A 26,535-nucleotide genomic window follows, 5' to 3' on the forward strand; every position below is an offset into this window, starting at 1 on the left:
CGGCCCTGAAAACACACAAACCCCAGGACCACCCACCATGCTCAAACTGGCCTTCGCCCTGTGCCTGATCACCTTGGCCGTCAACCTGCAGGCCCCGCTGTACACCGCCTACGCCGACCTGTCCGGCCACGGCGCCGCCGCCACCGCGGTGGCCTTCTCCGCTTACGTACTGGGCGTACTGCCCGTATTGCTGGCCCTGGGCGGCCTGGCCGACCGCGTTGGCCGGCGCCCGCTGATTTGCGCCGCGCTGGTGCTGTCGATGGTCGCCACCAGCCTTACCCTGCTCGTGCCCAGCCTGCAAACACTAGCGTTCGCCCGCCTGCTGCTGGGCCTGGGCACCGGCCTTGCCACCGCCACCGCAACGGCCTACATGGGCGAGCTGATGGGCGAAGGCAGCGTCGCCCGCGCCGCCAACTGGGTTACCGCCAGCACCTCGCTGGGCTTTGGCCTGGGCGCTGCGCTGACCAGCCTGTTTTTGCTGCCAGGCCCCAGCCTGACGCCTGGCAGCCTGCCCTTGCACCTGCTGCTGGCCATTGCCGCGCTGCTGTTGGTGTGGCGGCTGCCCGACCCACGCCCCAAACAGCGCAGTCCCATGCTGCGCCTGCCCTGCTACCCGCGTGGCAGCCTGCCGTACGGGCTGGCCATTTTGCTGGCGTGGGCCTGCACCGGGCTAGTCATTGCCCTGCTGCCCGGCATCTTGCGCCAGCATGGCATGAGTGAATGGTCAGGGTTTTCGACCTTTTGCGTCACCAGTTGCGGGTTGCTGTTCCAGCCGCTTGCCCGGCGCATGCACCGGGTGAAGGCGGTGCTGCTGGGGTTGGCGATTTTGCCGTGCAGTTACGGGCTGTTGGCCTGGGGGGCGGATCAGGGGCAGTTGGCCCTGGTGTTGCTGGGCGCGGTGGCGGCCAGCAGCGCTTGCTATGGGTTTATCTACCTGGGGGGGCTGGCAGCGGTGAACGAGCTGGCGGGCAGTGAAAAAACGCGGGGCAGTGCCGGGTTCTTTCTGCTGGCGTATCTGGGGTTCAGCTTGCCGGTGATTGTGACGGGGGTGTTGAGTGACCGGTTGGGGACGCAGATGGCGCTGCTGCTGTTTGGCGGGGTTTTGCTGCTGGGGTGTGTGGCGGTTGCTTTGGGATTGATGGTGGCTGGGCGGGCCTCATCGCGGATGAATCCGCTCCTACAGGAGTCCAGCCTGTAGGAGCGGATTTATCCGCGATGAGGCCCTCAGCTCAAATCGCCGTAGCCCCGCCATCCACCGCCAAACTGTGCCCGGTGGTAAACGCCGCCCCGTCACTGCACAGGTACAACACCGCGCTGGCAATTTCCTCGACCTTGCCGATGCGCCCCACCGGGTGCATGGCAGCGGCGAACTCCGCCTTGCGCGGGTCAGCCTCGTAGGCGCGGCGGAACATGTCGGTGTCGATCACGGCCGGGCACACGGCATTCACCCGGATGCCCTTTTTTGCGTACTCGATGGCCGCCGATTTGGTCAGGCCAATCACCGCATGCTTGGACGCGGCGTAAATGCTCATTTTCGGCGCCGCCCCCAGCCCCGCCACCGACGCGGTGTTGACGATCGCCCCGCCGCCCTGGGCCAGCAGCAGCGGCAACTGGTACTTCATGCACAACCACACACCCTTCACGTTCACGCCCATGATGGCGTCAAATTCCGCTTCGCTGCCCTCCGCCAGGCGGCCCTGCTCGATCTCGATGCCGGCATTGTTGAAGGCGTAATCCAGGCGGCCGAAGGTTGCGATCACCTGCTCGTGCAAGCGGCGCACCTCGGCGTCGCGGGTCACGTCGCAGGCCACGAACAAGCCTTCGCCACCCGCTTCACGGATCAACGCCAACGTGGCTTCGCCGCCGGCTGTATCAAGGTCGGCCACGACCACTTTCAGGCCTTCACGGGCAAAAGCCAGCGCGGTGGCGCGGCCGATGCCGGCGGCGGCGCCGGTGACCAGGGCTACCTGGCCAGAGAAGGTCATGCTCATGCTGTGTGCTCCTGACAGTAATGGCGAAAGAGTGTAGTCAGGCCGCCATGGCGCTGGGCAGCATCATCAAGGCAACGGTTGGGCTACCATGCTTACCAGTGATTTTGCGGACCCGCGCCCATCAGCGCGCTAAATTAACCCACCGCCTACCGCCAAAAGGAACTGCCATGAGCCACCCCAACCGCCGCTTCCTGCTCACCCAACGCCCGGTCGGCGCCGTGCGCCGCGACAACTTCACCTTCGAAACCGTACCCGCCGCCGAGCCTGCCGACGGCCAGATCCTGGTACACAACAAGTACCTGTCGCTGGACCCGGCCATGCGCGGCTGGATGAACGAAGGCAAGTCCTACATCCCGCCCGTGGGTTTGGGTGAAGTCATGCGCGCCTTGGGCGTAGGCGAAGTGGTCGCATCCAACCACCCGGACTACAAGCCAGGCGACCATGTGAGCGGCGCCCTGGGTGTGCAGGACTACTTCACCGGCACGCCCCAGGGCCTGCACAAGATCGACCCCAACCTCGCCCCCCTGCCCCGCTACCTCTCGGCACTGGGCATGACCGGCATGACCGCCTATTTCGCCCTGCTGGACGTTGGCCAGCCCAAGGCCGGCGACACCGTGGTCATCTCTGGCGCCGCCGGTGCCGTGGGCAGCATCGTCGGGCAAATTGCCAAACTTAAAGGCTGCCACGTGGTCGGCATTGCCGGTGGCGCGCAAAAGTGCCAGTACTTGAAGGACGAGCTCGGCTTCGACGGTGTGATCGACTACAAGGCCGAAGACGTGCTGGCCGGCCTGAAACGCGAATGCCCCAAAGGCGTGGACGTGTACTTCGACAACGTCGGCGGCGACATCCTTGATGCCGTGCTTACCCGCATCAACTTCAAGGCCCGCATCGTGATTTGCGGCGCCATCAGCCAGTACAACAACAAAGAAGCGGTCAAAGGCCCGGCCAACTACCTGGCCCTGCTGGTTAACCGCGCGCGCATGGAAGGCTTTGTGGTGATGGACCACGCCAAGGACTACGGCAAGGCCGCGCAGGAAATTGCCGGCTGGCTGGCCACGGGCAAGGTCAAGAGCAAGGAAGACGTGGTGGAGGGGCTGGAGACATTCCCCGAGACATTGCTGAAGCTGTTTAGCGGGGAAAACTTCGGCAAGTTGGTGCTGAAGGTGTAATCAGGCCACACGCCCTCCTGTAGGAGCGGATTTATCCGCGAAGCAGCCGACGCGGTGATGGCACCGGCTGCGCCGGTGTTCGCGGAAAAATCCGCTCCTACAGGTAATGCGTCCGCGCCAAGCACTGCCACTGCAAATCTTGTAAGATTCCCCTTCGCGCCTCAAAGGATTTGCAGAAAAGACCATGATCAAGATCACCCCGACCATCGAGTGCTCCAACACCGCCCCGTTCGTACTGTTCGGCGGCATCAACGTACTCGAGTCCGAAGACCTCGCCCTCAAGGCCTGCGAAGAATACGTGCGCGTCACCCAGAAGCTGGGCATCCCCTACGTGTTCAAGGCCAGCTTCGACAAGGCCAACCGCTCGTCCATCCACTCCTACCGTGGCCCGGGCATGGAAGAAGGCCTGCGCATCTTCGAAAAGGTTAAAGCCACCTTCGGCGTCCCGATCATCACCGACGTGCACGAAATCCACCAGTGCGCCCCGGTGGCCGAAGTGGTCGACGTGCTGCAACTGCCCGCCTTCCTGGCCCGCCAGACCGACCTGGTCGTAGCCCTGGCCAAAACCGGCAAGCCGGTGAACATCAAGAAGCCGCAGTTCCTCAGCCCGTCGCAAATGCAAAACATCGTGCACAAGTTCAACGAAGCCGGTAACGACCAGCTGATTCTGTGCGACCGCGGCACCTGCATGGGCTACGACAACCTCGTGGTCGACATGCTCGGCTTTGGCGTGATGAAAAAAACCTGCAACAACCTGCCGATCATCTTCGACGTGACCCACGCCCTGCAAAACCGCGACCCGTCCGGCGCTGCCTCCGGTGGCCGCCGCGAGCAAGTGGTCGACCTGGCCCGCGCCGGCATGGCCGTTGGTTTGGCTGGCCTGTTCCTGGAAGCCCACCCCAACCCGGACCAAGCCAAGTGCGACGGCCCAAGCGCCCTGCCGCTGGACAAGCTGGAGCCGTTTTTGGCCCAGATCAAAGCGCTGGACGACCTGGTCAAAGGCTTCCAGCCGCTGGTGATCGCGTAAGGCCAACGCCAGTGAAAGGGGCCGGTTCAGGATCGTATCCGGCTCCTTGTGTTGCAGGGTCCAACCAAGCAGCTATACCTGTAAAAAGCCAGCGCTTCCACGCCCCAGAGTCGCCTCAAACCCTCTGTTTGCCGGCCGGAAGCCTGCGCCGTAGTGCTACGGATAGCCGTTTGCCAGATGGATCACTCCTTTCAACTGAAAACCCTGCTTACGAAGAAAACCAGACAGTGCAAAAGTAGGCGTGCCACACACGCATTACATGAAACGATTTCCAGCTAGGGGTTATCCATGCCTGCTCCGAGTCACGAAGTTACCGACACTCCGCTGGTAACAGTGATCATCGCATCCTACAACCACGCACGTTACATCGAGGCCAGCATCAACAGCGTCCTCAACCAGACCTACAAGCACATCGAACTGCTGGTGATTGACGACGGCTCGAAAGACGATAGCCCCGCCGTGCTCAAGCGCCTGCAGGCGCAACACGGGTTCGACCTGCACTTTCAGGCCAACCAGGGCCTGGCCCGCACACTCAATGACGCGATCGCCCGCGCCAAGGGCAGCCTGATCGTGCCGTTCGGCTCCGATGACATCATGCTGCCCCACCGTATTGCCACCCAGGTGGCGTACATGAACGGCAAGCCCGAAGTGGGCGTTTGCTCGGCCAACATCGAAACCATCGACCAGGATGGCAAGGTGATGGGCGCACGCGAGCAGCGTGGCCGCAACTTGCCGTTCCGCCGCCTGGACTTCGATGACTTGTTCCTGGACCGCAAGCCGGGCCCCATGGCTGCAACCCTGATGCTGCGCCGCGAAGCGCTGGAGAAAGTGGGCGGCTTCAATGCCGACATCCGCCTGGAAGACGTGTATATCGAACTGTCGATCGCACGGGCCGGCTACTTCATCGATGTGCTGGGTGAGGTGCTGGCGCAATACCGCGACCATCCCACCAACACCTTCAAAAACGGCCGTTTCATGGTGGATAACGTGCTGCGAACCCTGGCCGTGTTCCAGGACCACCCGCAGTACGAACAGGTGTGCATGAAGTTTCGTAACTCCATGATGCTGAAGTACGCCAACCGCGACAAAGCCCTGGCCCGGGAATTACTGGGGGCAATCCCCCTCAAGTACTGGAACCGTAAGACCTTGCGCGGTATCTGGCGGCTGATCAGCTCTTAAACGGCTTGCCCTCGTTTGCCGAGGGCCAACCATTGGCCATACACCAGGGCCATCGGGATCCAGATCAGGAACCAATGCTCCTTGGGGCGTGACATGAAGGCATTGCCCTCTGTAAGGCCCGAGGCAAAACCGAAGACCAGCCAGGCACCCGCAAGCACCACACCCGGGTGCTTGCGATAGGCCCAGCAGAAGTACATGGCCAACCCATACAAGGCCATCCACAACACCAAACCAACAACCCCACCTGCATACAGCACACCCAACTCGATGTTGTGCGGGTCGGCCAGTGTGCGCTCCATCCCCGGTACCACCACCGTCATGGCCGTGTCGTAGCCATGGCCAAACCAAGGGTGCTCACCTATCTGGCGCAGCGATTCCATCCAGATGGCAGGGCGATAGGACACGCCACGCTGGGTGATGGCTTCGGGGTAGACCAACGCCACGGCAACCACTGCAATGGCAATGGTGCCGACAGCAAGCAAACCACGCCGGCGATCACCCACGATCAGCAACCATCCCAGTGCAGCCGACAGGCCGACCAGCGGGGTTCTGGAGCCCGTTGCCAAAATGGCGGCGCCCAGTACAAACAGGCAGGCCAGCGCAACCGGGTTCAGCGCACGCTGGCCCTGAAACCAGAACACCAACCACACCGCCGCGAACGCCCCCAGCACATGCGCCGTGAGCAATGGGTTGTACAACGCGCCAAAACCGTCCAGGCGCATGGCACCCGCAGGCAGCAAAACAGCCACGAAGTAGATGAGCGAAATACCCGCCGCCGTTGCTGCCACCAACGCTGCCAGGCGCACGCACTGGGTAAGGGTGACCGAGGCATGCAGGGCGATGATCCCCGCCGAAAGCAGCAGCATGGTGATGTACAACGGCCGCTTCAGCAAACTGCCCACTGAGTTTTCAGTGTCGGACCAGGCAATGGTCAGCATCGTGTAGGCACTGAACACAAGAAAGGCCATGAACAAGGGGTTGTTCGCCAGGTCTTTGAGCATTCTGGGTTGCAGCAACAGCGCCACCAGGGTCGGGGCCGCCAGCAACACATAAAACAGCTTGTGGTACAGGGTACGGTCCCAGGCCCAGAACATGCCTGTGAGGATGACCAACCAGCCCAGCGGCAGGATATAGCTGTTGATGACGCGCGCCACCTGACGTGACGGAGACCTTACGGATACATCGGCGGACATCTAACGCCCTCTGGCAATGAATACATGCAACCCCAGCCCGCGAATTCGCATCGAACCCGCGAGCCCTTTCTTCATATCACCAATTTGCACCTAGTGGCATGACAGCCGTCGAAACAGCTCAGCCCTGGATCTCGGCCACTACCGCCGCCAGTGCCTTGGCAGGGTCTGCTGCCTGGCTGATCGGGCGCCCGATTACCAGGTAATCCGAGCCAGCGTCCAGAGCCTGGCGTGGGGTGAGGATACGGCGCTGATCGTCCTGGGCGCTGCCTGCCGGGCGGATGCCTGGGGTAACCAGCTGCAGCGACGGGTGCGCGGCTTTGAGCGCCGGTGCCTCCAGGGCCGAGCACACCAACCCGTCCATGCCCGCCTTCTGGGCCAGTGCCGCCAGGCGCAGCACCTGCTCTTGTGGGTCTACATCCAGGCCAATGCCGGCCAGGTCTTCACGCTCCATGCTGGTAAGCACGGTCACGCCAATCAGCAACGGCTGCGGGCCGCTGCGCTTGGCCAGCTCTTCACGGCACGCCGCCATCATGCGCAGGCCGCCGGAGCAGTGCACGTTGACCATCCACACGCCCATTTCGGCCGCGGCCTTAACCGCCATGGCGGTGGTGTTGGGGATGTCGTGGAATTTAAGGTCCAGAAACACCTCGAAGCCCTTGGCGCACAGGGTTTCGACAATGCCCGACGCGCTGCTGGTGAACAGCTCCTTGCCCACCTTTACCCGGCACAGGGCAGGGTCGAGCTGGTCGGCCAGTTGCAGGGCGGCTTCACGGGTAGGAAAATCCAGGGCGACGATCAGGGGCGTCTGGCAGGCGGACATGGGCGAGGGTCTCTGTGGCAAGTCGAAAACGGCGCGCATTGTAAACGAAGTGGCACAGGCTTTGGGCACCGCTCCTATAATTGAACCAACGGATACGGCATTTGCTCAAAATGTGTACAAACCCCGAAGGAGAACGACAATGCCCTGGTATGCCTGGCTGATACTGATAATAGCCCTCGGCTCGATTGTCGGCGGGTTGATGATGCTGCGGGACACGGCCAAAAAGCTGCCGCTGACCGAAGAGCAATTGCGCAAGGTGCATGAACGTAACGCCGAGGCCGATGCCAAGGATGCGCAAGACCGTTGAGGCACGATCGCGGGCGGTGCGCTGCCCGCGAACAGGCGCCCGGCCCGATTACTCCACCATCACCTTGGCGCGGTTACGTTCCAGTAATGCGTTGCCAATCCCCTTTATCTCCAGCAATTCATCCACCGTTTGAAACGGCCCGTGAGCCTCGCGGTAAGCCACGATCGCTTCGGCCTTGGCCTTGCCGATGCCGTTGAGCTCCCGCTGCAAGGTTGCCGCATCGGCCGTGTTCAGGTTAAGCCGAGCATCCGCTGCCTCCATCTGGCTTACCACCGGCACCGGCTCCTTCACCGCCTCTGGCGTGGCATGCACGGCAAACGAAATCCCCGCGAACAACGGCAACAGCAGGTAATTGAGTACGGTATTGCGCATAACGGTCACTCCTGTGAGTTGGGTTTGCTTGCAGCGGTTTCCGTCGCTGCACCCTCACGCTAGCCGCTAAGGCCCAACCTTCCCACCCCGCAATCGTTACCGAATCTGAAAAGATCGAGCACCGCTGTGCGGCGCATCGCGGATAAATCCGCTCCTACAGCCATGCGCGCCACCTGGTAGGAGCGGATTTATCCGCGATGCACCGCACAGCGGTGCCCCTCTCAACACTTCCCCCCAAAACCCGACATACGGCATCTCCCACAAAAACCCCCGCTCCAACTCCAACATGAAACACGATCAACGGCGAAAACCCCCGCATAACCGGCAGGAACTTTCTGCCCGAATCATGGTATTGCCTTGACGCTTATGCCATGCGGCGCTTAACCTCGCGTGCCTTAGAACATGGAAGTCTCCGGAACACACCCGGGCAAATTGCCTACGGGTTCGGGCCTTTCCTGAAGATGAATCCGGCGTGCCTAGGCGCGCTGCTTTGCTTTGCGGTAAACATCTTGAAGCCTCGTTCCTCCCTCCAGATCCAAAAGTCGGTCATCTTCGCCCTCGTGCTGCGTGAAGCCCGCTCCCGCCTCGGCGACCGCCGCATGGGCGCCGTGTGGCTGCTGCTCGAACCCATCGTGCACCTGCTGATCTTCTCGTTGCTGTTCGGCTTGCTGCGCGGGCGCACCGTTTCGGGCGTGGAATACCCGGTGTTCATCCTGGTGGGCATGGCGCCGTTCCTGCTTTACCGCAACACCGCCCTGCGCCTGATGGACAGCCTGCGCGAAAACCGCTCGCTGTTTGGCTACAAGCAGATCAAACCCCTCGACACCTACGTGGCCCGGGTGATCGTCGAAACCTGCATCGCCGCTACCGTGTACGCCATCCTGGTGTTCGGTTTTGCCTGGTACGGCTTCGACATGTCCATCCACAGCCCGCTGCAATGGGTAGCCACGCTGGCGCTGGGCCTGTTGTTCGCCTTCGGCCTGGGCATGCTGCTGGCGCTGGTCACCCACGCCCTGCCCAGCCTGAAAATCGTCATCCGCATGGCGTTTTTCCCGCTGTACTTCATTTCGGGCGTGCTGATGCCAGCCGCCTACCTGCCCCAGGCCATGATGCCGGTGCTGCTGCTCAACCCCTTCCTGCACATCCTCGAGCTGATTCGCGCCGAGGTGCTGCCGCACTACACCCCGGTCGATGGCGTGTCCGTTACCTACGTAGTCGCCTTCACCCTGGTGCTGCTGTTCCTTTCGCTGGGTGCCTACCGCGCCCGCAGGATGCACCTGATTTCCACCAAGAACGGTTAACGGCAGGCCACCCGTGTTCGAGCTTAGAAACGTTACCAAGTCGTACCTCACGCCCAATGGCCGGCGGTATGTGTTCCGCAACCTGTCGCTGGCCATCCCGCCCGGCAAGAACATCGGCCTTATCGGGCGCAACGGTGCTGGCAAGTCCACCCTCATGCGCCTGCTGGGCGGTGCAGACGTGCCCGACTCCGGCACCATCGTCACCGACCGCAGCATCTCGTGGCCGGTGGGTTTGGCTGGTGGCTTCCAGGGCAGCATGACAGGGCGCGACAACATCAAGTTCGTGTGCCGCGTGTACGGCGCCACCGGCGAGGCCATGCGCGAAAAAATCCGCTACGTGCAGGAATTTGCCGAAATCGGCGACTGGATCGACGAACCCATCAAAACCTACTCCTCCGGCATGCGCTCACGCGTGGCCTTTGGCCTGAGCATGGCGTTCGACTTCGATTACTACCTCATCGACGAAGTGATGTCGGTGGGTGATGCCCAGTTCAAGCGCAAGTGCGCCGACGTGTTCAAAGAGAAGTTGCAAAAGTCCAACGTGGTGCTGGTAACCCACTCCATGCCGGAAGTCGAAAAACTCTGCGACATCGTGCTGCTGGTGCGTGACGGCGCCATCCAGGTGTACGAAGACGTCGCCGAAGGCATCAAGGCCTACAACAGCTGACCCACCCTCTTCCACTTACAGCAGCACCGTTCCACATCAAGGATGCATCCAATATGAGCAGTACGGGTAACAAGAAGGGCTGGCGCCTGGCGTTGGCCATGGTGGTCCTGCCAATGATCCTGGCGGGCGTTTACTACGGCGTGTTTGCCGTTGACCGTTTTGTAAGCTCCGCCCAGGTGGTGGTGCGCCAGGACGGCAACAACCAGGGCGCCCAGGTGCCCGGCCTGGCCACCCTGCTGACCGGCGCCAACCCCGCCTCGCGTGAAGAAACCCTGTACCTGCGCGAATACATCACGTCGATGGACATGATGCTGCTGCTGGAAAACAAACTGCACTGGATTGAGCAATACGCCGCCCAGCGCAGCGACGTGTTCTTCTGGCTGGACAAAGACGCCCCGCGCGAAGACCTGCTTGAGTACTACCAGCGCATGGTCAGCGCCCACTACGACGAAACCACCGGCCTGCTGCGTGTAGAGGTGCAAGCCTTTACCCCGGAGCTTTCCGAGCAGATTTTGCGCGTAATCCTGCAGGCCAGTGAGCACTTCGTGAACGAAGTGAGCCACAACATTGCCCGCGAGCAAATGAAGTTTGCCCAAGGCGAACTGGAAAACGCCCGCCAGAACTACGCCAAGCGCAAAACCCAGCTGCTGACCTTCCAGAACGACAACAAGGTACTGGACGGCGGCAACACCGCGCAAAGCCGCGCCACCATCATTGCCGACCTTGAAGGCCAGTACACCAAAGAGCAGGCCGCCCTGACCGAAATCAGCTTCAAGCTGCGCGCCGATGCACCACAAGTGCGCCAGCAAAAGCAAAAGGTAGAGGCCATTACCCAACAGCTGGCCAAAGAAAAACGCCTGCTGGTGTCGTCGCCGCAAGGTTCGCAGCTGAACGTGGTTGCCTCGCGCTACCAGCAGCTCACCCTGGACGCCGGCATTGCCGAAGAAACCTACAAAACCGCCGTGGCCGCGCTGGACAACGCCCGCATCGAAGCGAGCAAAAAAATCCGCACGCTGGTCACCGTGGTTAGCCCCAACACCCCGCAACTGGCCCTGTACCCAGAGCGTTGGTACAACCTGGCAACCATTTTGCTGGGCCTGCTGATGCTGTACGGCATCACCCGCTTCATTCTGGCTTCGATCGAGGATCATCGTGATTAAATCCCTGGCTGTGTCCAAACGCGTCAACCTCAAACTGGCCGCACTGGCCCTGGCCACCCTGGGCCTGGCCGGCTGCGGCGGCACCCTGTCCGGTGCCGGCCCGTACAAGGGCGAGATCGAGAGCAAGAACGAGGCGTACAACCTCGTCGACATCAACGCCACCACCATTGCCCCGTACATGTTCGGTGCAGCCCGCCCTGCCCTGGCCACCGTCACCAAGCCGGTATCGGCCGAAGTGCGCCTGGCCTCGGGTGACGTGCTGAACGTGCTGATTGCCGACACCGCGCCAGAAGGCTCCGCCCTGTTCGCCCCCCTGGCCACCGGCGGCACCCAGCTGAAAACCCGCGTCGACACCCAAGGCATGATTTCGCTGCCGTACGTGGGCCGCCAGTTTGTGGCCGGCATGACGCTGAACCAGGTTGAGCAGATGATCCGCGCCAAGCTCAAAGGCATCACCACCGACGTGCAAACGCACGTAGAGCTGGTGGGTGACCTGTCTGGCTCGGTGCTGGTAGCCGGCGCGGTGAAAACCCCGGGCCGTTTCAGCACCCTGCAAGGGCCGCTGACCCTGCTGGACGCTGTTAACCAGGCAGGCGGGCCGGTGCTGGAGCCGCACCTGGTGAACGTGACCGTGCGTACCGGTAGCCAGGTGCAGCAGTTCAACTATGAGGACGTGCTGGCCGGCAACAACATGGTGCTGCGCCCGAACTCCGAAGTGGTGCTGGACCGTGCGCGTCAGCGGTTTGTGGCGATGGGGGCTGTGGGTGAGCCTGGGTTGAAAGACCTGCCGAGCCAGAACACCAGCCTGCTGGATGCGCTGGGTAGCGTAGGTGGGTTGCGTGAGCAGAATGCGAACCCTGAAGGGGTGTTTGTGTTCCGCATGGCGGATGCGGCTAATGGCAAGCCTACTGTGCTGCGGCTGAACATGCGTGATCCGGCGGCGATTTTCTATGCGCGGCAGATTGCGGTTAAGCCGGATGACACGATTTATGTGACCAACGCGGCGGTGTATGAGTGGCAGAAGGTTATTTCGCCGATTGTACAGACGATGTTGCTTGGTCGCGCCACTGGCGCTTATAACTGATCAATTACTCACTGAGTATTCAACGGATTAGCCAGCCTCCTACATGAGGCTGGCCAGAAGCTGCAGGGACTTCCAGGTGCTAAACCAAATTTATCTGACCGCCGATTTCCTCGCCACCAAGGAAAGCGAACAGTCAAACAATATTCGCTGGTTCATCGACATTCTCAAACGTCCACTTCAACAAGCGACTGGCCTGAATGGCCAAGAGTTTAAGAGTGCGATCTCAGAAAAAAATGGCTTTGTCAGAAGCCGATTTTTTGATGAGTCCGGCATTCAGTTTGACCCTAGCGAAATGCAGTTTGACTATAACGCTGAAATTGTCAGCGACCAGTCCATTAGCTACCTCAAAGAATTTATTTCGGAACAAACGCTTGTAATTGGCTACGAACTCTCGCATGCCACTCGCACAGTTCTCGATCGCGCAAATATCACTTACATAGATATTTGGCTCCACCCAGTTCGCTACTTGGATGATGTGCTCTTTGCCTTCTTCTCCAATAATGAAGCAATAAACTCTTCGCTCAAAAGCTTCAACATGAGCGAGAACACATACTACTCGTATGCTGATCGACTTCGCGTTCAAAACTATCGTGGCTTCAGACGCGCCAAGCTTGACCTGCAAGACAACTCTGCATTGTTTGTAGGGCAAACGCTGTATGACAAGGCCATTTCTCTTAACGGCCGTATGCTTTCGCTTTTAGATTTCAAAGAGAAATTCTCTGAGCTCTGCAGCACACATGATCACGTCTACTACAGCAGACACCCTTTCGTTAAATCTGGCGATGAAGAAGTCATTTCATTCATTCAAAGATACAACAACGTTACAATCACTGAGGCACCTACATACTTCCTGCTCGCATCTGACGAAATTAAAACCGTAGCATCAATCTCTTCGTCGGTTGTTCATGAAGCGAAGTATTTTTCAAAAAACACTGAATTCTACTTTAGACCCGTAATCAAAATCGGCAATGAAGAAGACTGCTACTCATCTATATTCCAAGCATTCATGTTTGCACACTTCTGGGCTGATATCCTTTCCCCAGTGCTCAGTGTAAATTCTGTAGAAAAAACCGAGTACAACGATAGCAAAGATAAAATCCGGGATATGCTATCGTTCTACTGGGGATACAGAAATATTGACAAACTAGAAAGCTTGAAGCAGACCGTAGGTGCCCTCTACGAAAAAAAAAATAATGTAACCCCTATCAAGTCGATTGCTGCGGCCACCGACTGGCGCGCAGCAATCGATAAGGCCAGCGTAGTATCGTTCGATATTTTCGATACGCTAATCACTCGTAAGTACTACTTCCCGACTGATGTTTTCGCGTTCGCTGAAAATGATGCGCGCAAAGTAACCAACGGTAAAGTAAGAAACTTCCGAAACAATCGAATCTCCACTGAAACGAAGGTCAGAGAAGCCAAGCGACTATTGACAGGCGCTCAAGAAGTCACCACCGCCGAAGTCTATGTCGAGTTGCAACGCACCTATGACCTGACAGACAGCGAGCGAGACGATCTTCTCAAGCTGGAGTTGGCGCATGAGTTCCAGATCAGCACTAGACGAGATGCTGGCTGGAGGATGTACAAGTATGCTCAAAAAATGGGCAAAGAAATAATTGCAGTGTCTGACATGACACATGACCATCAATTTATCTGCTCACTGCTAGACAAAAGCGGATATACAGGACTCACTAAAGTCTATGTGTCATCTGATTATGGACTCAGAAAACATGAAGGCGAACTTTTTGACCACGTCATTACTGATCTAAAGGTCGGGCGCAGCGATGTAGTCCACATCGGTGACAATCCTCACGGAGACCTGAAATCAGCAGCAGAAAAAGGCCTCAATAGCATTCTGCTCCCTAGGTCAAGCGTGAACCTTGAAAAAGCAGCAGGTTATACGCATTTTATTCAAGAATTGAAAAGCTCTAAGACCGAGTTTGACTGTATACTTTTCTCAAAAATTGCGAGAAAGTTTTATGACAATTCCGCAACAGAAGTAAAACCTAAAACGCTGTTCAGCGGAAGCGCTTTTAACCTCGGCTTCGTCGGCATGGGCCCTGCTATTACAGGCTTTGCAACTTGGATTTATTCTCAAGCGAAGTCTGCCGGAATCTCCGACATTTACTTCTTGTCCCGCGATGGTTTGATCGCGAAAAAAGTTTACGACACGCTATTCTCAGACCAACTGGACGCTCCTAAATCGCACTACATCTATGCATCGAGACGTGCCGCAAGGGTTTCCTCAATATATTGTCTTGCAGACATCTACGAAATTGCCAGCAAGCACATTTACGCCACAACGATCGGTCAATACCTATGGAGCAGGTTCGGGCTAGTAGAAGGGTCCGTTATCGCAGAAACACTTCAACAGTTTGGCTTCACTGATGAGTCTCACCCAATCGGTGCCAAATCAGACAAAAGTGCAATTCAGGATCTCTTAACTTTCCTGGCAAACGATATTTTGCTAGCTGCAAAGACCGAACGAGAAAACTATATTCGCTATCTGAATGACAACGGCGTTAGCGCCTCTAAGTCTTGCGCATTGGTAGATATTGGATATGCAGGCTCTATGCAGGCGGCCCTCCAGCGCATCACAGGAAAGGACTTCCTCGGTCTATATTTCGCCACTTTTTCCACAGCAAGAAATGAAGCGCTAGATGTATCCAGCATGAAAGGGTACGTAACCAACCTTTCCCCTGCTAATGGAACCGCCCATGGCATTCAAACTCATAGGTTCATCTATGAGTCTTTGTTCTGCGCGTCTCATGGATCGTTTGTCTGCATCAAAGAAAACAACTCTCAGCTTGAGCCTGTATTTGATGACGGCGACAAAGATGAAGTACGCGACCGACTCATCACTCAAGTACACGGCGGCATTGAAGCATTTGCCTACAACCTTAAACTTGAAACCTCAGATATTTCGGCTTTAAAAATCGAGCCAGAATCTGCCACACGAATTTTTGATTACTGGTTGAAGTCCCCTACAATCGATGATGCACTCATTCTTGAGGGGCTACGCTTCCACGACCCTATCGCACCGAACTTAGAGCGCTTTGTAGTTCCAATGCGGGAGGACAGAGCTGCCCCTAATATTGGTAAGGTTTGTGTCTGGCCTGAGGGCTTAAGAGCTATTCAGCGTTTAAAAGGGCCGAGCACGTCAAACGCTGGAGTCACAAATTCCGCAGCTCCGAAAGCGGCTACATCCAAAATCGCCACGACCGACACCCTGCAGAACGAAGTCGGCATAGACAGAAAAGCATTGCGGCCGACTAAACGAAATCTGGTCACTTGGCTGATTCACCCGATTGAATCACGAATCATCCTAAAAACTTGCTCCACGAAAAAAGTAGAGAAGTATATTCGAGATCGAAAAAAATTCTTTGAGGACGCTAAAAAGCCCCTCGTCAGAAAATACGGAAGATATTCCACGCCATTCTTCTCATAATAATTAAACCTTACTAATCGGGAGAGTGAATTCTCTCCCGCTCGAGGTAGCGATGAGTAGCTTTTCAAAAATCACCGGCATCGAAAATAACTCAATCTCCGTTGGATCCTCATCTAAAATCCATGTTGATTGCGCAGTGGAGTTCAAAAAATTCCATAATGGCAGCGGCGGAGATAACAACCTCGTCCAGATTGGCGACAACTGCAATATCCGACTTTTAAAAGTCTCAATCCAGGGCATAGGAAACAAGCTTATAATTGGGGATAACTGCAAGCTTAATGGCGCGTTAAACATCGGAATAATTGGAACAAATAGAACGGTAACCATTGGCAGCAATTGCACCATCAACGGTGCATTTATAAACTGCAGAGATGAAGACATAGTCATTGGCAATGACTGCCTCTTCTCCAACGAAATTAAAATCCGCTCTTCGGACGCACACAAGATTTTTGACGCAGCTACGAAAGAACAAATCAACTCCCCTAAATCCCCGGTAACTATCGGAAACCATGTTTGGGTCGGCCAAGGTGTTTTTATTGGAAAAAATGCCGCCATTCCTGACGGATGTGTAGTGGGCACTCGCGCAGTTATCACCAAAAAATTCGAAGAACCCAACTGCATTATTGGTGGAATCGGTGGTCGAGTAATACGGCAAGGCATTTACTGGGAACAGTAAACGCTAATAGATTTCGCTTATTAAATTTGTAGGCAGCAGCTTTTTGAAAATCACTCCAGAAATTCAGTGCTCCAACTCCACCCCCTTCGTCCTGTTCGGCGGCATCAACGTGCTCGAGTCCGAAGACCTCGCCCTCAAGGCCTGCGAAGAATACGTGCGCGTCACCCAGAAACTGGGCATCCCCTACGTGTTCAAGGCCAGCTTCGACAAGGCCAACCGCTCGTCCATCCACTCCTACCGTGGCCCGGGCATGGAAGAAGGCCTGCGCATCTTCGAAAAGGTTAAAGCCACCTTCGGCGTCCCGATCATCACCGACGTGCACGAAATCCACCAGTGCGCCCCGGTGGCCGAAGTGGTCGACGTGCTGCAGTTGCCCGCCTTCCTGGCCCGCCAGACCGACCTGGTCGTAGCCCTGGCCAAAACCGGCAAGCCGGTGAACATCAAGAAGCCGCAGTTCCTCAGCCCGTCGCAAATGCAAAACATCGTGCACAAGTTCAACGAAGCCGGTAACGACCAGCTGATTCTGTGCGACCGCGGCACCTGCATGGGCTACGACAACCTCGTGGTCGACATGCTCGGCTTTGGCGTGATGAAAAAAACCTGCAACAACCTGCCGATCATCTTCGACGTCACCCACGCCCTGCAAAACCGCGACCCGTCCGGCGCTGCCTCCGGTGGCCGCCGCGAGCAAGTGGTCGACCTGGCCCGCGCCGGCATGGCCGTTGGTTTGGCTGGCCTGTTCCTGGAAGCCCACCCCAACCCGGACCAAGCCAAGTGCGACGGCCCAAGCGCCCTGCCGCTGGACAAGCTGGAGCCGTTTTTGGCCCAGATCAAAGCGCTGGACGACCTGGTCAAAGGCTTCCAGCCGCTGGTGATTTCGTAAGTTTTGGCATCAAGGACCGTGAACATGGCAGCTTCTGAACAACGGGTCGCAATCGTCATTCCGGCACGCTTCGGCTCTACCCGCCTGCCGGGTAAACCGCTGGCCGATATTGCTGGCAAGCCAATGGTGCAGCACGTTTACGAGCGTGCGCTTCAAGTGGGTAACGCACAGGTGGTGGTTGTCGCCACCGATGATGAACGCGTTGCCGAGGCAGTGAAGGGTTTTGGTGGTGTATGCGTGATGACCTCGCCAAACCACCCTTCCGGCACCGACCGCCTTGCAGAAGTGATGGCGCAGGTTGAGGCGGACATCTACATCAACCTGCAAGGTGATGAACCGCTGGTGCGCCCTGCCGATATCGAAGCACTGGCAGCCGGCATGCTGGCGGATGCCAGCGTCAATGTGGGCACCCTGTGCCACCCCATCGACGCGCACGAAGCAACCAACCCCAACACCGTGAAAGTGGTGCTGGCGGGCAATGGCAATGCCCTGTACTTCAGCCGCTCGCCCATCCCCTACCCTCGCGACAGTGAAGCGGCCACTTACCTCAAGCATGTGGGCGTGTACGCCTACCGCCGCGAAGTGCTGGCCGAGTACGCCAACCTGCCGCAGCCGATGATGGAGCATGCCGAGAAGCTGGAGCAACTGCGCCTGATGGCGGCGGGTTACTGCATCCGCGCCTACGTAGTCGAGCCAACTGGCCCGGGTGTTGATACACCAGAGTGCCTGGAGCAAGTGCGTGCGCTGATGACTGGCCAAACCCCTGCGCCGAAGCCAACGCTGGCGGACATTTGCTTGGTGATTACCGATGTGGATGGCGTGCTGACTGATGGCGGCATCTACTACGACGCGACCGGTGAATGCCTCAAGCGCTTCCATGTGCGTGACGGCATGGGCATGCGCTTGCTGGAAGAGAATGGCGTGCGGGTGGCGGTGCTGTCCGGGCGGGATTCGGCGACCCTGCGCAAGCGTGTGGCGGACCTGGGTGTCACGCTTTGCCAGTTTGGTGTGAAGGACAAGCTTGCGGCGTGTAACCAACTGATGGCCGAGGCTGGGGTTACGGCGGAGCAAACGGCCTGCATTGGCGACGACTGTATCGACCTGCCTGCATTTGCGGCTTGCGGGATGGCGTTTGCCGTGGCGGATGCGCCGGTTTACGTCAAGGCGGCTGCGACGCAAACCCTGACGTCTGCAGGTGGCACTGGAGCGTTCCGCGAGGTGGCTGATGCCATTCTGGTTGCCCAAGGTAAGGAGGCGGTGCTGGGTAGCGCTGCGGGCTACGCCAAAGTGATGGCGAAGATGGCGCAGTAGCTTGCCTACACCCCGACCATGTTCGGGTTGGAATGCCCCGCAGCCGGCCAAGTGATACCACTTGGCCGGTTTTTTATAGGGTATTTCCGGCAAGCCGCAAGCCATTTCGGATAATTTTGCACCTTGGAAAATATGCTCACAATTGAAGCTCAAACAGCAGCCCTCTAACAGGTGACAAGGCACACTCACACCCTTAATGTATGGCCTTCGATATCACTCAGTAAACGGGAGCATCCCATGATTCAATTTGAAGAGGCCATAGGAGTGGCCAGGGAGAACGTGACAAAGCTCGTAAGAAGCGCAATTAATATTGAGCTGGAGGGCGCGATAATTTCTGATGATGCGAAACAGTACGAAATCACTTTCAGCTATGACTTGAACACTTCGAATGATAACCCTATCGCCAGCGGCTTCAAGGAAAGCAACCTTAGAACGCTCGCCGATTTGTTGAGCAAACGCAAAGAATACAAGGTGTTTCTTGTAGACAGCCAATCGGGAAGCTTCAAAGGTTTCAAAAGCCAGAAAGAGGCCTGACCCATGAGCAATGGCAAGCTGATAGTCGATACCAACCTACTGCTGCTACTGGTGATTGGCGCTGTAGAAGGTGGTAGGCACATAAAGCGCTCAGGCAGACTTAATGCTTACACCGAGTCCGACTTTCAAAACATTACCGAAGTGATGAAAGGCTTCAACGACATCTACATCACACCCTACATTGCCACTGAAGTCTCCAATCTTATCGATCTCAGTGGCCGTGCTTATGAAGCAGCACTGGACATTGCCAGAGCATTATTCAGAAGCTTCAAGAAACTAGATTGCGACATTGATAAAGACTGCGCTCCGTCAATTTTCCTACGCTACGGGATTACCGATACGTCGCTAACAATTCTCGCCAGTGATTTCACGATATTGACGAATGATTCGAGGCTGCTTGATCCGTTGTATACGGCATGCCCGGATAACGTATTGCCCTATGCTTTCGTCAAAGCCAGCCGGTCCAGACGCTGAGCAGTAGCGTTTGGACCAGCCTTGGCCATTTGGCTCTTCAGTGAATCAGTCGAAAATCTCGACCACCCCGACCACAGCCCCGTCAGCATCCGTCACCGCCAACGCCCGAATCTTGTTATCGAGCATATAAGCCTCAGCCTCCGAAAGCTGCGCGTCTTCCAGAATGGTATGCGGCGTAGCCGTCATAAACTGCGCAACCGTCTCACCCACCACCGCTTTGTTATCCACCAAAGCACGGCGCAGGTCACCGTCGGTCACGATGCCAACCAGTTTGTCGTCATCCATCACCACCGTCAGGCCCAAGCGGCTGCGGGTCATCACCAGCAGGCAATCATGGAAGCTGGTGCTCGGCGAAACCACAGGCGCCGGCGAGTGCATCACGTCACGCACGCGGGTGAGCAGTTTGCGGCCGAGGCTGCCGCCGGGGTGGTAGCGTGCGAAGTCCATGGGTTTGAACTGGATGGCTTCGATCAGCGCTACGGCCAGTGCGTCGCCCATGGCCATGGTGGCCAGGGTGGAGGTGGTAGGTGCCAGGTTGTTCGGGCAGACCTCGCGCTCTACCGAGATGTCCAGCCAGATGTCTGCGTGCTTGGCCAGCGTGGACTTGCCGTTGCCGGTCATGGCGATGATTTTGTTGCCGAACGAGCGCAGGCTTGGGATGAGCTTGATCAGCTCTTCGGTTTCGCCGCTGTAGCTGATGAGAATCAGCACGTCGATGGGCTTGAGCATGCCGAGGTCGCCGTGGAAGGCTTCGGCGGGGTGCAGGAAGAAGCTTGGGGTGCCGGTGGAGGCGAAGGTGGCAACCATCTTCTGGCCGATGAGGCCGGATTTGCCCATGCCGCAAACGACGGTGCGGCCTTGGCAGCCGAGGATGAGTTCTACAGCGCTCTGGAACTCGCCGTCGAGGCGGTCGGCGAGGTGGGTTACGGCCTGTGCCTGGGCGATTAGGGCTTCTTTGGCGATGGTGAGGTGATTCATTTTCGTCCCTGACGACAGCAATAAATGCGAAGCGGCGAATGTTACGGTTTTTGGGTGGTGAAGCAAAGCGGTGGTGGGTGGGTTTGGGCGGTTTGTGACCGGTGGGTTTTGGACGGGGCCTTGGGTGTGGCACCGGCTTTGCAGGTGATCGCGGATGAATCCGCTCTCATGGAACTGCACATAACGTATTGAACTAGCAGGGGACATGTGGGAGCGGCCTTGTGTCGCGAAAGGGCTGCGAAGCAGCCCCGGCAATTTATGCTTTTGTGCCGACATTTCGGGGCTGCTTTGCAGCCCTTTCGCGACACAAGGCCGCTCCCACAGGATGCGCGACACACATGCGGCCCCAGTTCTTTCTGCGACAGCGCAGCCCGGATGGGCTGGGTAATTTCCTACAGGGGGCGCGGCGATGCCGCTCGGTGAGTATTCCTGCGTGATCCTCGGACATTTCCTACAAGTCTGGGGTGGAGGTAACGATTGCAGGGAAATATCCTACGGCATCTGTCGACAGGCGTCTGATTGTTCCGGGGAAGCCCGCCCTTTAGGCTTTTGCAGGTCGCTGGTGGTTCAGCGATCGGGTGTGGAAACCCGTACAAGCATTTTGGATTCTGTCGTTAATGGCGGCTGTACGCGGGAGGCCTCGTGCCTACCGAGTTTTCCTGAATGCACTCGGGTTTCCACCCCGCGTACCGCTGCCACCCTTCCTGTGGAACGGAGGGGTGGCGTGCATAAGCGTTCAGGAGTTGCTATGAAAAAGATCGTCCCCGATCCCCCTCACCTTTTCGAATTACCCACCGGTAAATCCCTCTCCAACGCCATCAGCGAAGGCATCGTTCCGATGGAGCACGTGCTGGCCAACGCCGCCCACTACCTGATGTTCGCCTACAGCGACTGCCGCGCGGCCCTGCATCATTTGAACGAAGAAAGCGCCCCCGAAACGCTGATGAGCGGCCTGCGCGCCATCCAGATTGCCTGGGGGCAGGTGGATGCGCTGGAGATGGCAGTGCAGCGGACTACCGAACTGCAATGAACAGGGGTGGCAACATGAGTAATGACGAAAACAAACCCGCCACCACTGTTGGCAAAACCCAGTTTTACCAAGGGCCGGGGCTTAGCCAGCCGCTGTTTTGCATTGCGCCGGGCATCCCTTGCCAGCATGCGCGGGAACAGGCCTCGGAATTGCTGGGGTATGTGCGGGACATGATCTTGACCGGGGTAATGGAAGAAGACCCGCAGTTGCTCTGGGCTTCACATTATTTGAGCGCGATGGCCAAGGCGTTGCTGGATGATGCTGAGTTGGGGATGAAGAAAGGGTAATGGTGTTTGCTGCTTGGGGCGCTCCTACACCAAGCCCTTCGGCTGAATGACCACAACGTCCGTGGCTTCTAACTCGCCGGTTATGCCCACCTTGGGTTCGTAATGCACTTGCTGCCCAACCTTCAGCGTCCGTGTGCCAGACCTGAGGCCCATGGGCAGCACCCACAGTTCTTTGCCGTGTGGCACGCTGATCGAGCCACAATGTTTTACTTCATCGAAGTACTTCACCGTTCCGATAGGCATGCGTGCACCTGGGCATTGCGGACGTCTGCTGCTTGCAGGCCTTTGTACCAAGGCACTATCTCAAAACACACCCACTGCCCTGGCTTCAGAACCCTGGGTTCTATCTGGATGGCGGTGTATTGCACGAAGATATCTTCGTAACCTTCGCTCGGTGCGATAAATCCAAAGCCTTTGGCGGCATCAAACATTTTTACTTGCCCGTTAGCCACGATTTCCACCTCGGTTGGTGCTCCTTCTGGCCTATCTTCGCCAAGTGTGAATAACCGCGAAACTGGCATTTTTATCAGGTTGACTAACGCGGGCGTGTTTATGGGAACGTCGAACTGCGGCCTGTAGTGCAACGCGGGGGTGGCACCGGCTTTGCCGGTGATCGCGGCTGAAGCCGCTCCTACACGAGATGGGGTTGAGTTATTGGCGAGGATTCCTGCGATGGCCTCAGACGTTTCCTACAGGCTTGGGGTGGAGGTATCGATGGCAGGGAAATATCCTACGGCGTCTGTCGATAGGCGTCTGATTGTTACGGGGAAGCCAGGCCTCTAGGATTTCCGGGTCGCTGGTGGTTCAGCGATCGGGGTGTGGAAACCTTGTGCAGTACATATGGTTGCCGTCGATATGACAGCTGTACGCGGGAGGCCTTCTGGCCTACCGGGTTTGCCATATGCCTGGTTTTCCACCCCGTGTGCAGCTGTCACCCTAATGTGTGGAAACGGATGGGTGGCACTTAATCAATATGGTGCCAACTATGAAAAAGATCGTCCCCGATCCCCCTCACCTTTTCGAACTACCCACCGGTAAATCCCTCTCCAACGCCATCAGCGAAGGCATCGTGCCGATGGAGCACGTGCTGGCCAACGCCGCCCACTACCTGATGTTCGCCTACAGCGATTGCCGCATGGCCCTGCATCATCTGAACGAAGAAAGCGCACCCGAAACGCTGATGAGCGGCCTGCGTGCCATCCAGATTGCCTGGGGGCAGGTGGATGCGCTGGAGATGGCGGTGCAGCGGACTACCGAACTGCAATGAACGGGGGTGGCAACATGATTACTGACGAGGACATACCTGCCACCACTGTCGGCAAAACCCAGTTTTACCAAGGGCCGGGGATGAGCCAGCCGCTGTTTTGCATTGCGCCGGGCATCCCTTGCCAGCATGCGCGGGAACAGGCCTCGGAATTGCTGGGGTATGTGCGGGACATGATCTTGACCGGGGTAATGGAAGAAGACCAGCAATTGCTCTGGGCTTCGCATTATTTAAGCGCGATGGCCAAGGCGTTGCTGGATGATGCGGAGTTGGGGATGAAAACAGGGTAAAGCGCCTGCATTGGTGTTTGCTGCATGGGCGCCGCTTGCGCGGCGCATCGCGGCGGCGATCAGGCGTCAGCCAAGGAACACATCAGGATTGACACCGAAGCGGTCCGCCAGCGCCCGGATCTGGCGAACGTTGAGTTTGCGCTTGCCCGACAGCAGCTGGGAGACGGTCGACTGGCTACCGACCTCGGGCAGGTCGCGCTGGCTGACCCCGTGCTCATCCATCAGGGAACGCAGCACCCCAATACCGGAGGCCTCGGGGATGGGAAAGTGCTTCTTATCGAAGTCGCTGATCAGGTTGGCCATGCACTGCACCAAGCCATCCAGCGGGTGCCCTTCGTCATAACCGGTAATCTCTTGCAGCTCGTCGAGCGTAGCCACCAGCTTGTCGTAGGCAGCCTCATCTTTTGGCGGGCTGAGCAGAGGCGCCACGAAGGCCCAGTGGTCGATGGCAGTTTTTACCAGAGTACTCATATTCAATCCTCACTTGGCCACCACTTCCACGATGCGCTTGTCTGTCACCATGCGCATGCAAGCTCCTTGATTCGTTTTTGCAATTTAGCAAAGGCTACAGTTGATCTCGGGTGATTGAAAATTCGGATACAAGGCGGGCAAGTGTCGCACGCTGACGACCAGTTGTTACCGACCTGTGCCCGTCGCGGCTGTCCAACGTTGCGGTGGACCCGCACTCATAGAACAAATGTGATTTCACGATGCGTCTGTAGGAGCGGCCGAGGCTCTCAGCGAGATAGGCGGTTTGGCCAGTTAGATGTTAGCGGGCTGGGCGTAGTGGGAAATGATGAGCGCAGCGAACAACAAGATGTGAATGACCAACTGGGTTACCAGTAACCGTTTCAACCGGGGCGGGAAGCGTTTTACTTCGTCCAGGTCAATCAAGCCTCTGCGCATGAACACACCGGGCATGGCCAACACCATGGAGATCAAGCCCGTGCGCATCACCTTGCCCATCAAACCGGCGTACTGAAAAGTAGTTTTGTTGCCGGTCACGAAGGCGCAATTAGCCAGCAACGCTTCAAAGCGCTCGGTGTACTTGTGCGCCACATAGGCTTGCACGATCAGGGCTATCACCATGGGTACGATGATCAGCCCTGCAATCAGCCCTGGGTGGATGCCATTCACGCTGCTACCTCATGCCAAGAAGGGCCTTGTTCCCTATAGGGTGCAATTTTTCGTTGTACATCAGCAAGCTATCCCGCAGCATACCCCTCCCCCACAGCTAAAAATGGACACACGGCTGCTGCCCGTTCGGATGCCATGACTGCCCCTTCCAGCCCGCCCGCTACGAGCAAAACGCTCTACCGCTGGCAACGGGCCCCACTCGCACACCACCTGCACGCGCTGATGCCCCAATGGGCCGGTCAGGCGCTGGATATCAGCAGCCAGGACTTGGCGTCCAATGCCTCGTTCGTGAATTACGTGCGCCATCACCGCTTCACCTGCCCGAGCACCGGGCAGCCGGTGGAGGTGGTGGAAAAGTCGATTCGCAAGGTGGCCTTTCTGGGTAGCCAGGAGGCGCGTTTTCACCGGGCCGAAGGGTTGCTGGCGGGCAGCACGCAATTCCGTTACCCGGCGTGCCTTGGGGTGGTAGAAACGCCCTGGGAAAGTTTGATCTTCACCGAATTCGTGCGCGGCAAGCCGCCGCGCATGCATGCCATTGCCCGGCAACTGGCGCTGGGCATCGCCGAGCTGGAAGGGCTTGGGCATGCCTGGCTGCAGGCGCAGCCGGCGGGCAAGGCGCCGCTTTTGTGGAGCATGGACTTCTTCCGGCCGTGGTTTTTACTGCGCCCGCGCTTCAACTTTGCCCGGTGCCTGCCGGGGCTGGCGCAGCTTGGGCGCCAAGACGCGCGCTTTGCCGGGTTGGCGGAGCGGTTTGCGGTGTTCGGGCCGTTAACCCGCAAACTGGCCGCCGAGGCCAAACGCAGCCCGCGGTGCATCAGCCATATGGATTACCTGCGCAAAAACCTGTTCGTCGACAAGGGGCAACTGCACCTTATCGACTGGAGCGAGGTGAAGGTCGGGCGGGTCGGGTTTGACGGTGGCGCGTACCTGGGCAGTTTGTTCCGGCGCAAGGACACGGCGGTGTTCCTGGCGGCGCAGCAGGAGTTTGTAACGGCGTACCGCGAGGCGCTGGGGCCGCAGTTTGATGGCGAACAGGCGCTGGGCAATTTGCGCTACGTGTTTTTGCTGACGGCGCTGTACCACTGCTTGCGGCCGGAAACGGTTGCGGAATACCGCGAGCGGGAGCGGATGGGGTTGCTGCGCGAAAAATACGAGTATTTGCTGGAGTTGGCGAATACCTAGCGCCACCCGGCAGGCGCCTGGCCAGGCAAAAAAAAGCCCGGCCGCAAAGGCCGGGCACACACACCCAAAGGAGCAACAAACAGGTGTCAGGGTTGGGAATGCTTTGACGCTCAGGCCACTGCCGCCAGCTTGGCCTTGGCCTGGTTCAGGCCCTTCTCGAAAAAGTCACCGCTCATGTTCAGGCCTTCGGCGTGGATGAAGTTCACATCGTGAATGCCGATAAAGGCCATCACCTGGCGCAGGTACGGTTCCTGGTGGTCGCTGCTGGCACCGGCGTGGATGCCGCCACGGGCAGTCAGCACGATGGCGCGCTTGCCGGCCAGCAGGCCTTGCGGGCCGGTTGGGGTGTACTTGAAGGTGATGCCGGCACGCAGCACGTGGTCCAGCCAGGCCTTGAGGGTGCTGGGGATGGTGAAGTTGTACATCGGCGCTGCCATCACCAGCACGTCGGCAGCCAGCAATTCATCAGTCAATTCGTTGGAACGTGCCAGCGCTTCAAGCTCGGCGGCGCTGCGCTGCTCTTCGGGCTTCATCCAGCCACCCAGCAGGTCGGCATCCAGGTGAGGCACCGGGTTTACCGCCAGGTCGCGCACGGTGATTTCATCGGCCGGGTGCGCCGCTTGCCACTGCTGGATAAAGTCACGGGTCAGTTGACGGGAAACGGAATCCTGCTGGCGGGCGCTGCTTTCGATGATCAGTACGCGGGACATGGGGTGCCTCCATCGGCAAAAAGGGTTGCGATTCGATGGAGGTGAGATTAAGGCTTGACCT

30 protein-coding genes are annotated in these 26,535 nt (G+C 58.0%); 20 read left to right on the forward strand and 10 right to left on the reverse strand.

All coding sequences use genetic code 11. From position 1 onward, the window contains the following. Positions 1 to 37: 37 nt before the first annotated feature. Positions 38 to 1,198: an MFS transporter gene (locus PVV54_RS19055; RefSeq protein ID WP_274906731.1), complete on the forward strand. Its 1,161-nt coding sequence runs from the start codon at positions 38 to 40 to the stop codon at positions 1,196 to 1,198. Between the two features lie 31 nt (positions 1,199 to 1,229). On the opposite strand, the gene PVV54_RS19060 is transcribed toward PVV54_RS19055, so the two are convergent. Continuing rightward, entirely contained in the window at positions 1,230 to 1,991 is a 762-nt protein-coding gene (locus PVV54_RS19060) for an SDR family oxidoreductase (RefSeq protein ID WP_274906732.1), read from the reverse strand. A gap of 167 nt (positions 1,992 to 2,158) precedes the next feature. Between PVV54_RS19060 and PVV54_RS19065 the strand changes: the two genes are divergently transcribed. The 3 genes from PVV54_RS19065 (at position 2,159) to PVV54_RS19075 (ending at position 5,366) form a co-directional block, all read left to right on the forward strand. Then, on the forward strand, positions 2,159 to 3,160 hold the full coding sequence (locus tag PVV54_RS19065; protein WP_274906733.1) for an NADP-dependent oxidoreductase: 1,002 nt from the start codon (positions 2,159 to 2,161) through the stop codon (positions 3,158 to 3,160). 184 nt (positions 3,161 to 3,344) lie between these two features. Beyond that, positions 3,345 to 4,187 carry a 3-deoxy-8-phosphooctulonate synthase gene (kdsA, locus tag PVV54_RS19070; RefSeq protein ID WP_274906734.1) on the forward strand — a complete coding sequence of 281 codons (843 nt, stop codon included), beginning with the start codon at positions 3,345 to 3,347 and terminating at the stop codon, positions 4,185 to 4,187. 288 nt (positions 4,188 to 4,475) lie between these two features. After that, complete coding sequence (locus PVV54_RS19075) at positions 4,476 to 5,366, forward strand: glycosyltransferase family 2 protein (RefSeq protein ID WP_274906735.1); 891 nt, start codon at positions 4,476 to 4,478, stop codon at positions 5,364 to 5,366. Here PVV54_RS19075 and PVV54_RS19080 read toward each other — a convergent pair. Both PVV54_RS19080 and pyrF read right to left on the reverse strand, forming a co-directional pair. Beyond that, the gene (locus tag PVV54_RS19080) at positions 5,363 to 6,559 is read right to left on the reverse strand and encodes an O-antigen ligase family protein (RefSeq protein WP_274906736.1); all 1,197 of its coding nucleotides are present in this window, start codon (positions 6,557 to 6,559) and stop codon (positions 5,363 to 5,365) included. The two genes, PVV54_RS19075 and PVV54_RS19080, sit on opposite strands and share 4 nt — an antisense overlap. Before the next feature lie 118 nt (positions 6,560 to 6,677). After that, positions 6,678 to 7,379, reverse strand: coding sequence for an orotidine-5'-phosphate decarboxylase (gene pyrF / locus PVV54_RS19085; protein WP_274906737.1), 702 nt, complete (start codon positions 7,377 to 7,379; stop codon positions 6,678 to 6,680). Positions 7,380 to 7,518: 139 nt separating this feature from the next. Here pyrF and PVV54_RS19090 point away from each other — a divergent pair, with 139 nt between their 5' ends. Beyond that, complete coding sequence (locus PVV54_RS19090) at positions 7,519 to 7,686, forward strand: DUF2897 family protein (protein WP_003252762.1); 168 nt, start codon at positions 7,519 to 7,521, stop codon at positions 7,684 to 7,686. A gap of 48 nt (positions 7,687 to 7,734) precedes the next feature. Here PVV54_RS19090 and PVV54_RS19095 read toward each other — a convergent pair whose 3' ends face one another. Next, a complete protein-coding gene (locus tag PVV54_RS19095; protein WP_274906738.1) occupies positions 7,735 to 8,058 on the reverse strand; it encodes a ComEA family DNA-binding protein in 324 nt (107 codons plus the stop codon). Between the two features lie 509 nt (positions 8,059 to 8,567). Here PVV54_RS19095 and PVV54_RS19100 point away from each other — a divergent pair. From PVV54_RS19100 to PVV54_RS19145, 10 genes are all read left to right on the forward strand, one after another. After that, complete coding sequence (locus PVV54_RS19100; protein ID WP_274906739.1) at positions 8,568 to 9,359, forward strand: ABC transporter permease; 792 nt, start codon at positions 8,568 to 8,570, stop codon at positions 9,357 to 9,359. A gap of 13 nt (positions 9,360 to 9,372) precedes the next feature. Next, positions 9,373 to 10,026, forward strand: coding sequence for an ABC transporter ATP-binding protein (locus PVV54_RS19105; RefSeq protein WP_274906740.1), 654 nt, complete (start codon positions 9,373 to 9,375; stop codon positions 10,024 to 10,026). A gap of 53 nt (positions 10,027 to 10,079) precedes the next feature. Further along, on the forward strand, positions 10,080 to 11,186 hold the full coding sequence (locus tag PVV54_RS19110; RefSeq protein ID WP_274906741.1) for an ABC transporter permease: 1,107 nt from the start codon (positions 10,080 to 10,082) through the stop codon (positions 11,184 to 11,186). Then, positions 11,179 to 12,270: a polysaccharide biosynthesis/export family protein gene (locus tag PVV54_RS19115; RefSeq protein ID WP_274906742.1), complete on the forward strand. Its 1,092-nt coding sequence runs from the start codon at positions 11,179 to 11,181 to the stop codon at positions 12,268 to 12,270. Before PVV54_RS19110 ends, PVV54_RS19115 begins: the two co-directional genes overlap by 8 nt. Positions 12,271 to 12,346: 76 nt before the next feature. Next, positions 12,347 to 15,718, forward strand: a complete 3,372-nt coding sequence (locus PVV54_RS19120; protein ID WP_274906743.1) for an HAD-IA family hydrolase — start codon at positions 12,347 to 12,349, stop codon at positions 15,716 to 15,718. A gap of 52 nt (positions 15,719 to 15,770) precedes the next feature. Next, positions 15,771 to 16,394 (forward strand): acyltransferase, encoded by a 624-nt coding sequence (locus PVV54_RS19125; protein ID WP_274906744.1) that lies wholly within the window; start codon positions 15,771 to 15,773, stop codon positions 16,392 to 16,394. Positions 16,395 to 16,437: 43 nt separating this feature from the next. Further along, entirely contained in the window at positions 16,438 to 17,277 is an 840-nt protein-coding gene (gene kdsA, locus PVV54_RS19130) for a 3-deoxy-8-phosphooctulonate synthase (protein ID WP_274906745.1), read from the forward strand. Positions 17,278 to 17,301: 24 nt separating this feature from the next. Next, a complete protein-coding gene (gene kdsB, locus PVV54_RS19135) occupies positions 17,302 to 18,588 on the forward strand; it encodes a 3-deoxy-manno-octulosonate cytidylyltransferase (RefSeq protein WP_274906746.1) in 1,287 nt (428 codons plus the stop codon). Between the two features lie 237 nt (positions 18,589 to 18,825). Beyond that, positions 18,826 to 19,122, forward strand: a complete 297-nt coding sequence (locus PVV54_RS19140) for a hypothetical protein (RefSeq protein ID WP_274906747.1) — start codon at positions 18,826 to 18,828, stop codon at positions 19,120 to 19,122. A gap of 3 nt (positions 19,123 to 19,125) precedes the next feature. Beyond that, complete coding sequence (locus PVV54_RS19145; protein ID WP_274906748.1) at positions 19,126 to 19,596, forward strand: hypothetical protein; 471 nt, start codon at positions 19,126 to 19,128, stop codon at positions 19,594 to 19,596. A 45-nt stretch (positions 19,597 to 19,641) separates the two neighbouring features. Here PVV54_RS19145 and PVV54_RS19150 read toward each other — a convergent pair whose 3' ends face one another. Next, a complete protein-coding gene (locus PVV54_RS19150) occupies positions 19,642 to 20,574 on the reverse strand; it encodes a KpsF/GutQ family sugar-phosphate isomerase (protein ID WP_274906749.1) in 933 nt (310 codons plus the stop codon). A 748-nt stretch (positions 20,575 to 21,322) separates the two neighbouring features. Between PVV54_RS19150 and PVV54_RS19155 the strand changes: the two genes are divergently transcribed. Beyond that, positions 21,323 to 21,604: a hypothetical protein gene (locus PVV54_RS19155; RefSeq protein WP_274906750.1), complete on the forward strand. Its 282-nt coding sequence runs from the start codon at positions 21,323 to 21,325 to the stop codon at positions 21,602 to 21,604. Positions 21,605 to 21,618: 14 nt separating this feature from the next. Further along, the gene (locus tag PVV54_RS19160) at positions 21,619 to 21,891 is read left to right on the forward strand and encodes a DUF3077 domain-containing protein (RefSeq protein WP_274906751.1); all 273 of its coding nucleotides are present in this window, start codon (positions 21,619 to 21,621) and stop codon (positions 21,889 to 21,891) included. Positions 21,892 to 21,915: 24 nt separating this feature from the next. Here the strand turns inward: PVV54_RS19160 and PVV54_RS19165 are convergent, their stop codons facing one another. Together PVV54_RS19165 and PVV54_RS19170 are read right to left on the reverse strand one after the other, a co-directional pair. Continuing rightward, positions 21,916 to 22,134 carry a hypothetical protein gene (locus PVV54_RS19165; RefSeq protein ID WP_274906752.1) on the reverse strand — a complete coding sequence of 73 codons (219 nt, stop codon included), beginning with the start codon at positions 22,132 to 22,134 and terminating at the stop codon, positions 21,916 to 21,918. After that, positions 22,116 to 22,352: a cold shock domain-containing protein gene (locus PVV54_RS19170; RefSeq protein WP_274906753.1), complete on the reverse strand. Its 237-nt coding sequence runs from the start codon at positions 22,350 to 22,352 to the stop codon at positions 22,116 to 22,118. The genes PVV54_RS19165 and PVV54_RS19170 overlap by 19 nt, the downstream gene beginning before the upstream one ends. A gap of 524 nt (positions 22,353 to 22,876) precedes the next feature. Here PVV54_RS19170 and PVV54_RS19175 point away from each other — a divergent pair. Both PVV54_RS19175 and PVV54_RS19180 read left to right on the forward strand, forming a co-directional pair. Further along, a complete protein-coding gene (locus PVV54_RS19175; RefSeq protein WP_274906754.1) occupies positions 22,877 to 23,158 on the forward strand; it encodes a hypothetical protein in 282 nt (93 codons plus the stop codon). A 14-nt stretch (positions 23,159 to 23,172) separates the two neighbouring features. After that, positions 23,173 to 23,445 (forward strand): DUF3077 domain-containing protein, encoded by a 273-nt coding sequence (locus PVV54_RS19180; RefSeq protein WP_274906755.1) that lies wholly within the window; start codon positions 23,173 to 23,175, stop codon positions 23,443 to 23,445. A 66-nt stretch (positions 23,446 to 23,511) separates the two neighbouring features. On the opposite strand, the gene PVV54_RS19185 is transcribed toward PVV54_RS19180, so the two are convergent. Beyond that, complete coding sequence (locus PVV54_RS19185; RefSeq protein ID WP_274906756.1) at positions 23,512 to 23,916, reverse strand: helix-turn-helix domain-containing protein; 405 nt, start codon at positions 23,914 to 23,916, stop codon at positions 23,512 to 23,514. Positions 23,917 to 24,207: 291 nt separating this feature from the next. Continuing rightward, positions 24,208 to 24,582, reverse strand: coding sequence for a hypothetical protein (locus PVV54_RS19190; protein WP_274906757.1), 375 nt, complete (start codon positions 24,580 to 24,582; stop codon positions 24,208 to 24,210). A 222-nt stretch (positions 24,583 to 24,804) separates the two neighbouring features. Here PVV54_RS19190 and PVV54_RS19195 point away from each other — a divergent pair, with 222 nt between their 5' ends. Continuing rightward, complete coding sequence (locus PVV54_RS19195; protein ID WP_274906758.1) at positions 24,805 to 25,764, forward strand: phosphotransferase; 960 nt, start codon at positions 24,805 to 24,807, stop codon at positions 25,762 to 25,764. Between the two features lie 110 nt (positions 25,765 to 25,874). Here the strand turns inward: PVV54_RS19195 and PVV54_RS19200 are convergent, their stop codons facing one another. Further along, on the reverse strand, positions 25,875 to 26,474 hold the full coding sequence (locus PVV54_RS19200; RefSeq protein WP_274906759.1) for an FMN-dependent NADH-azoreductase: 600 nt from the start codon (positions 26,472 to 26,474) through the stop codon (positions 25,875 to 25,877). Positions 26,475 to 26,535: the final 61 nt, after the last annotated feature.

This window comes from Pseudomonas sp. PSKL.D1, assembly GCF_028898945.1.
GTDB lineage: Bacteria > Pseudomonadota > Gammaproteobacteria > Pseudomonadales > Pseudomonadaceae > Aquipseudomonas.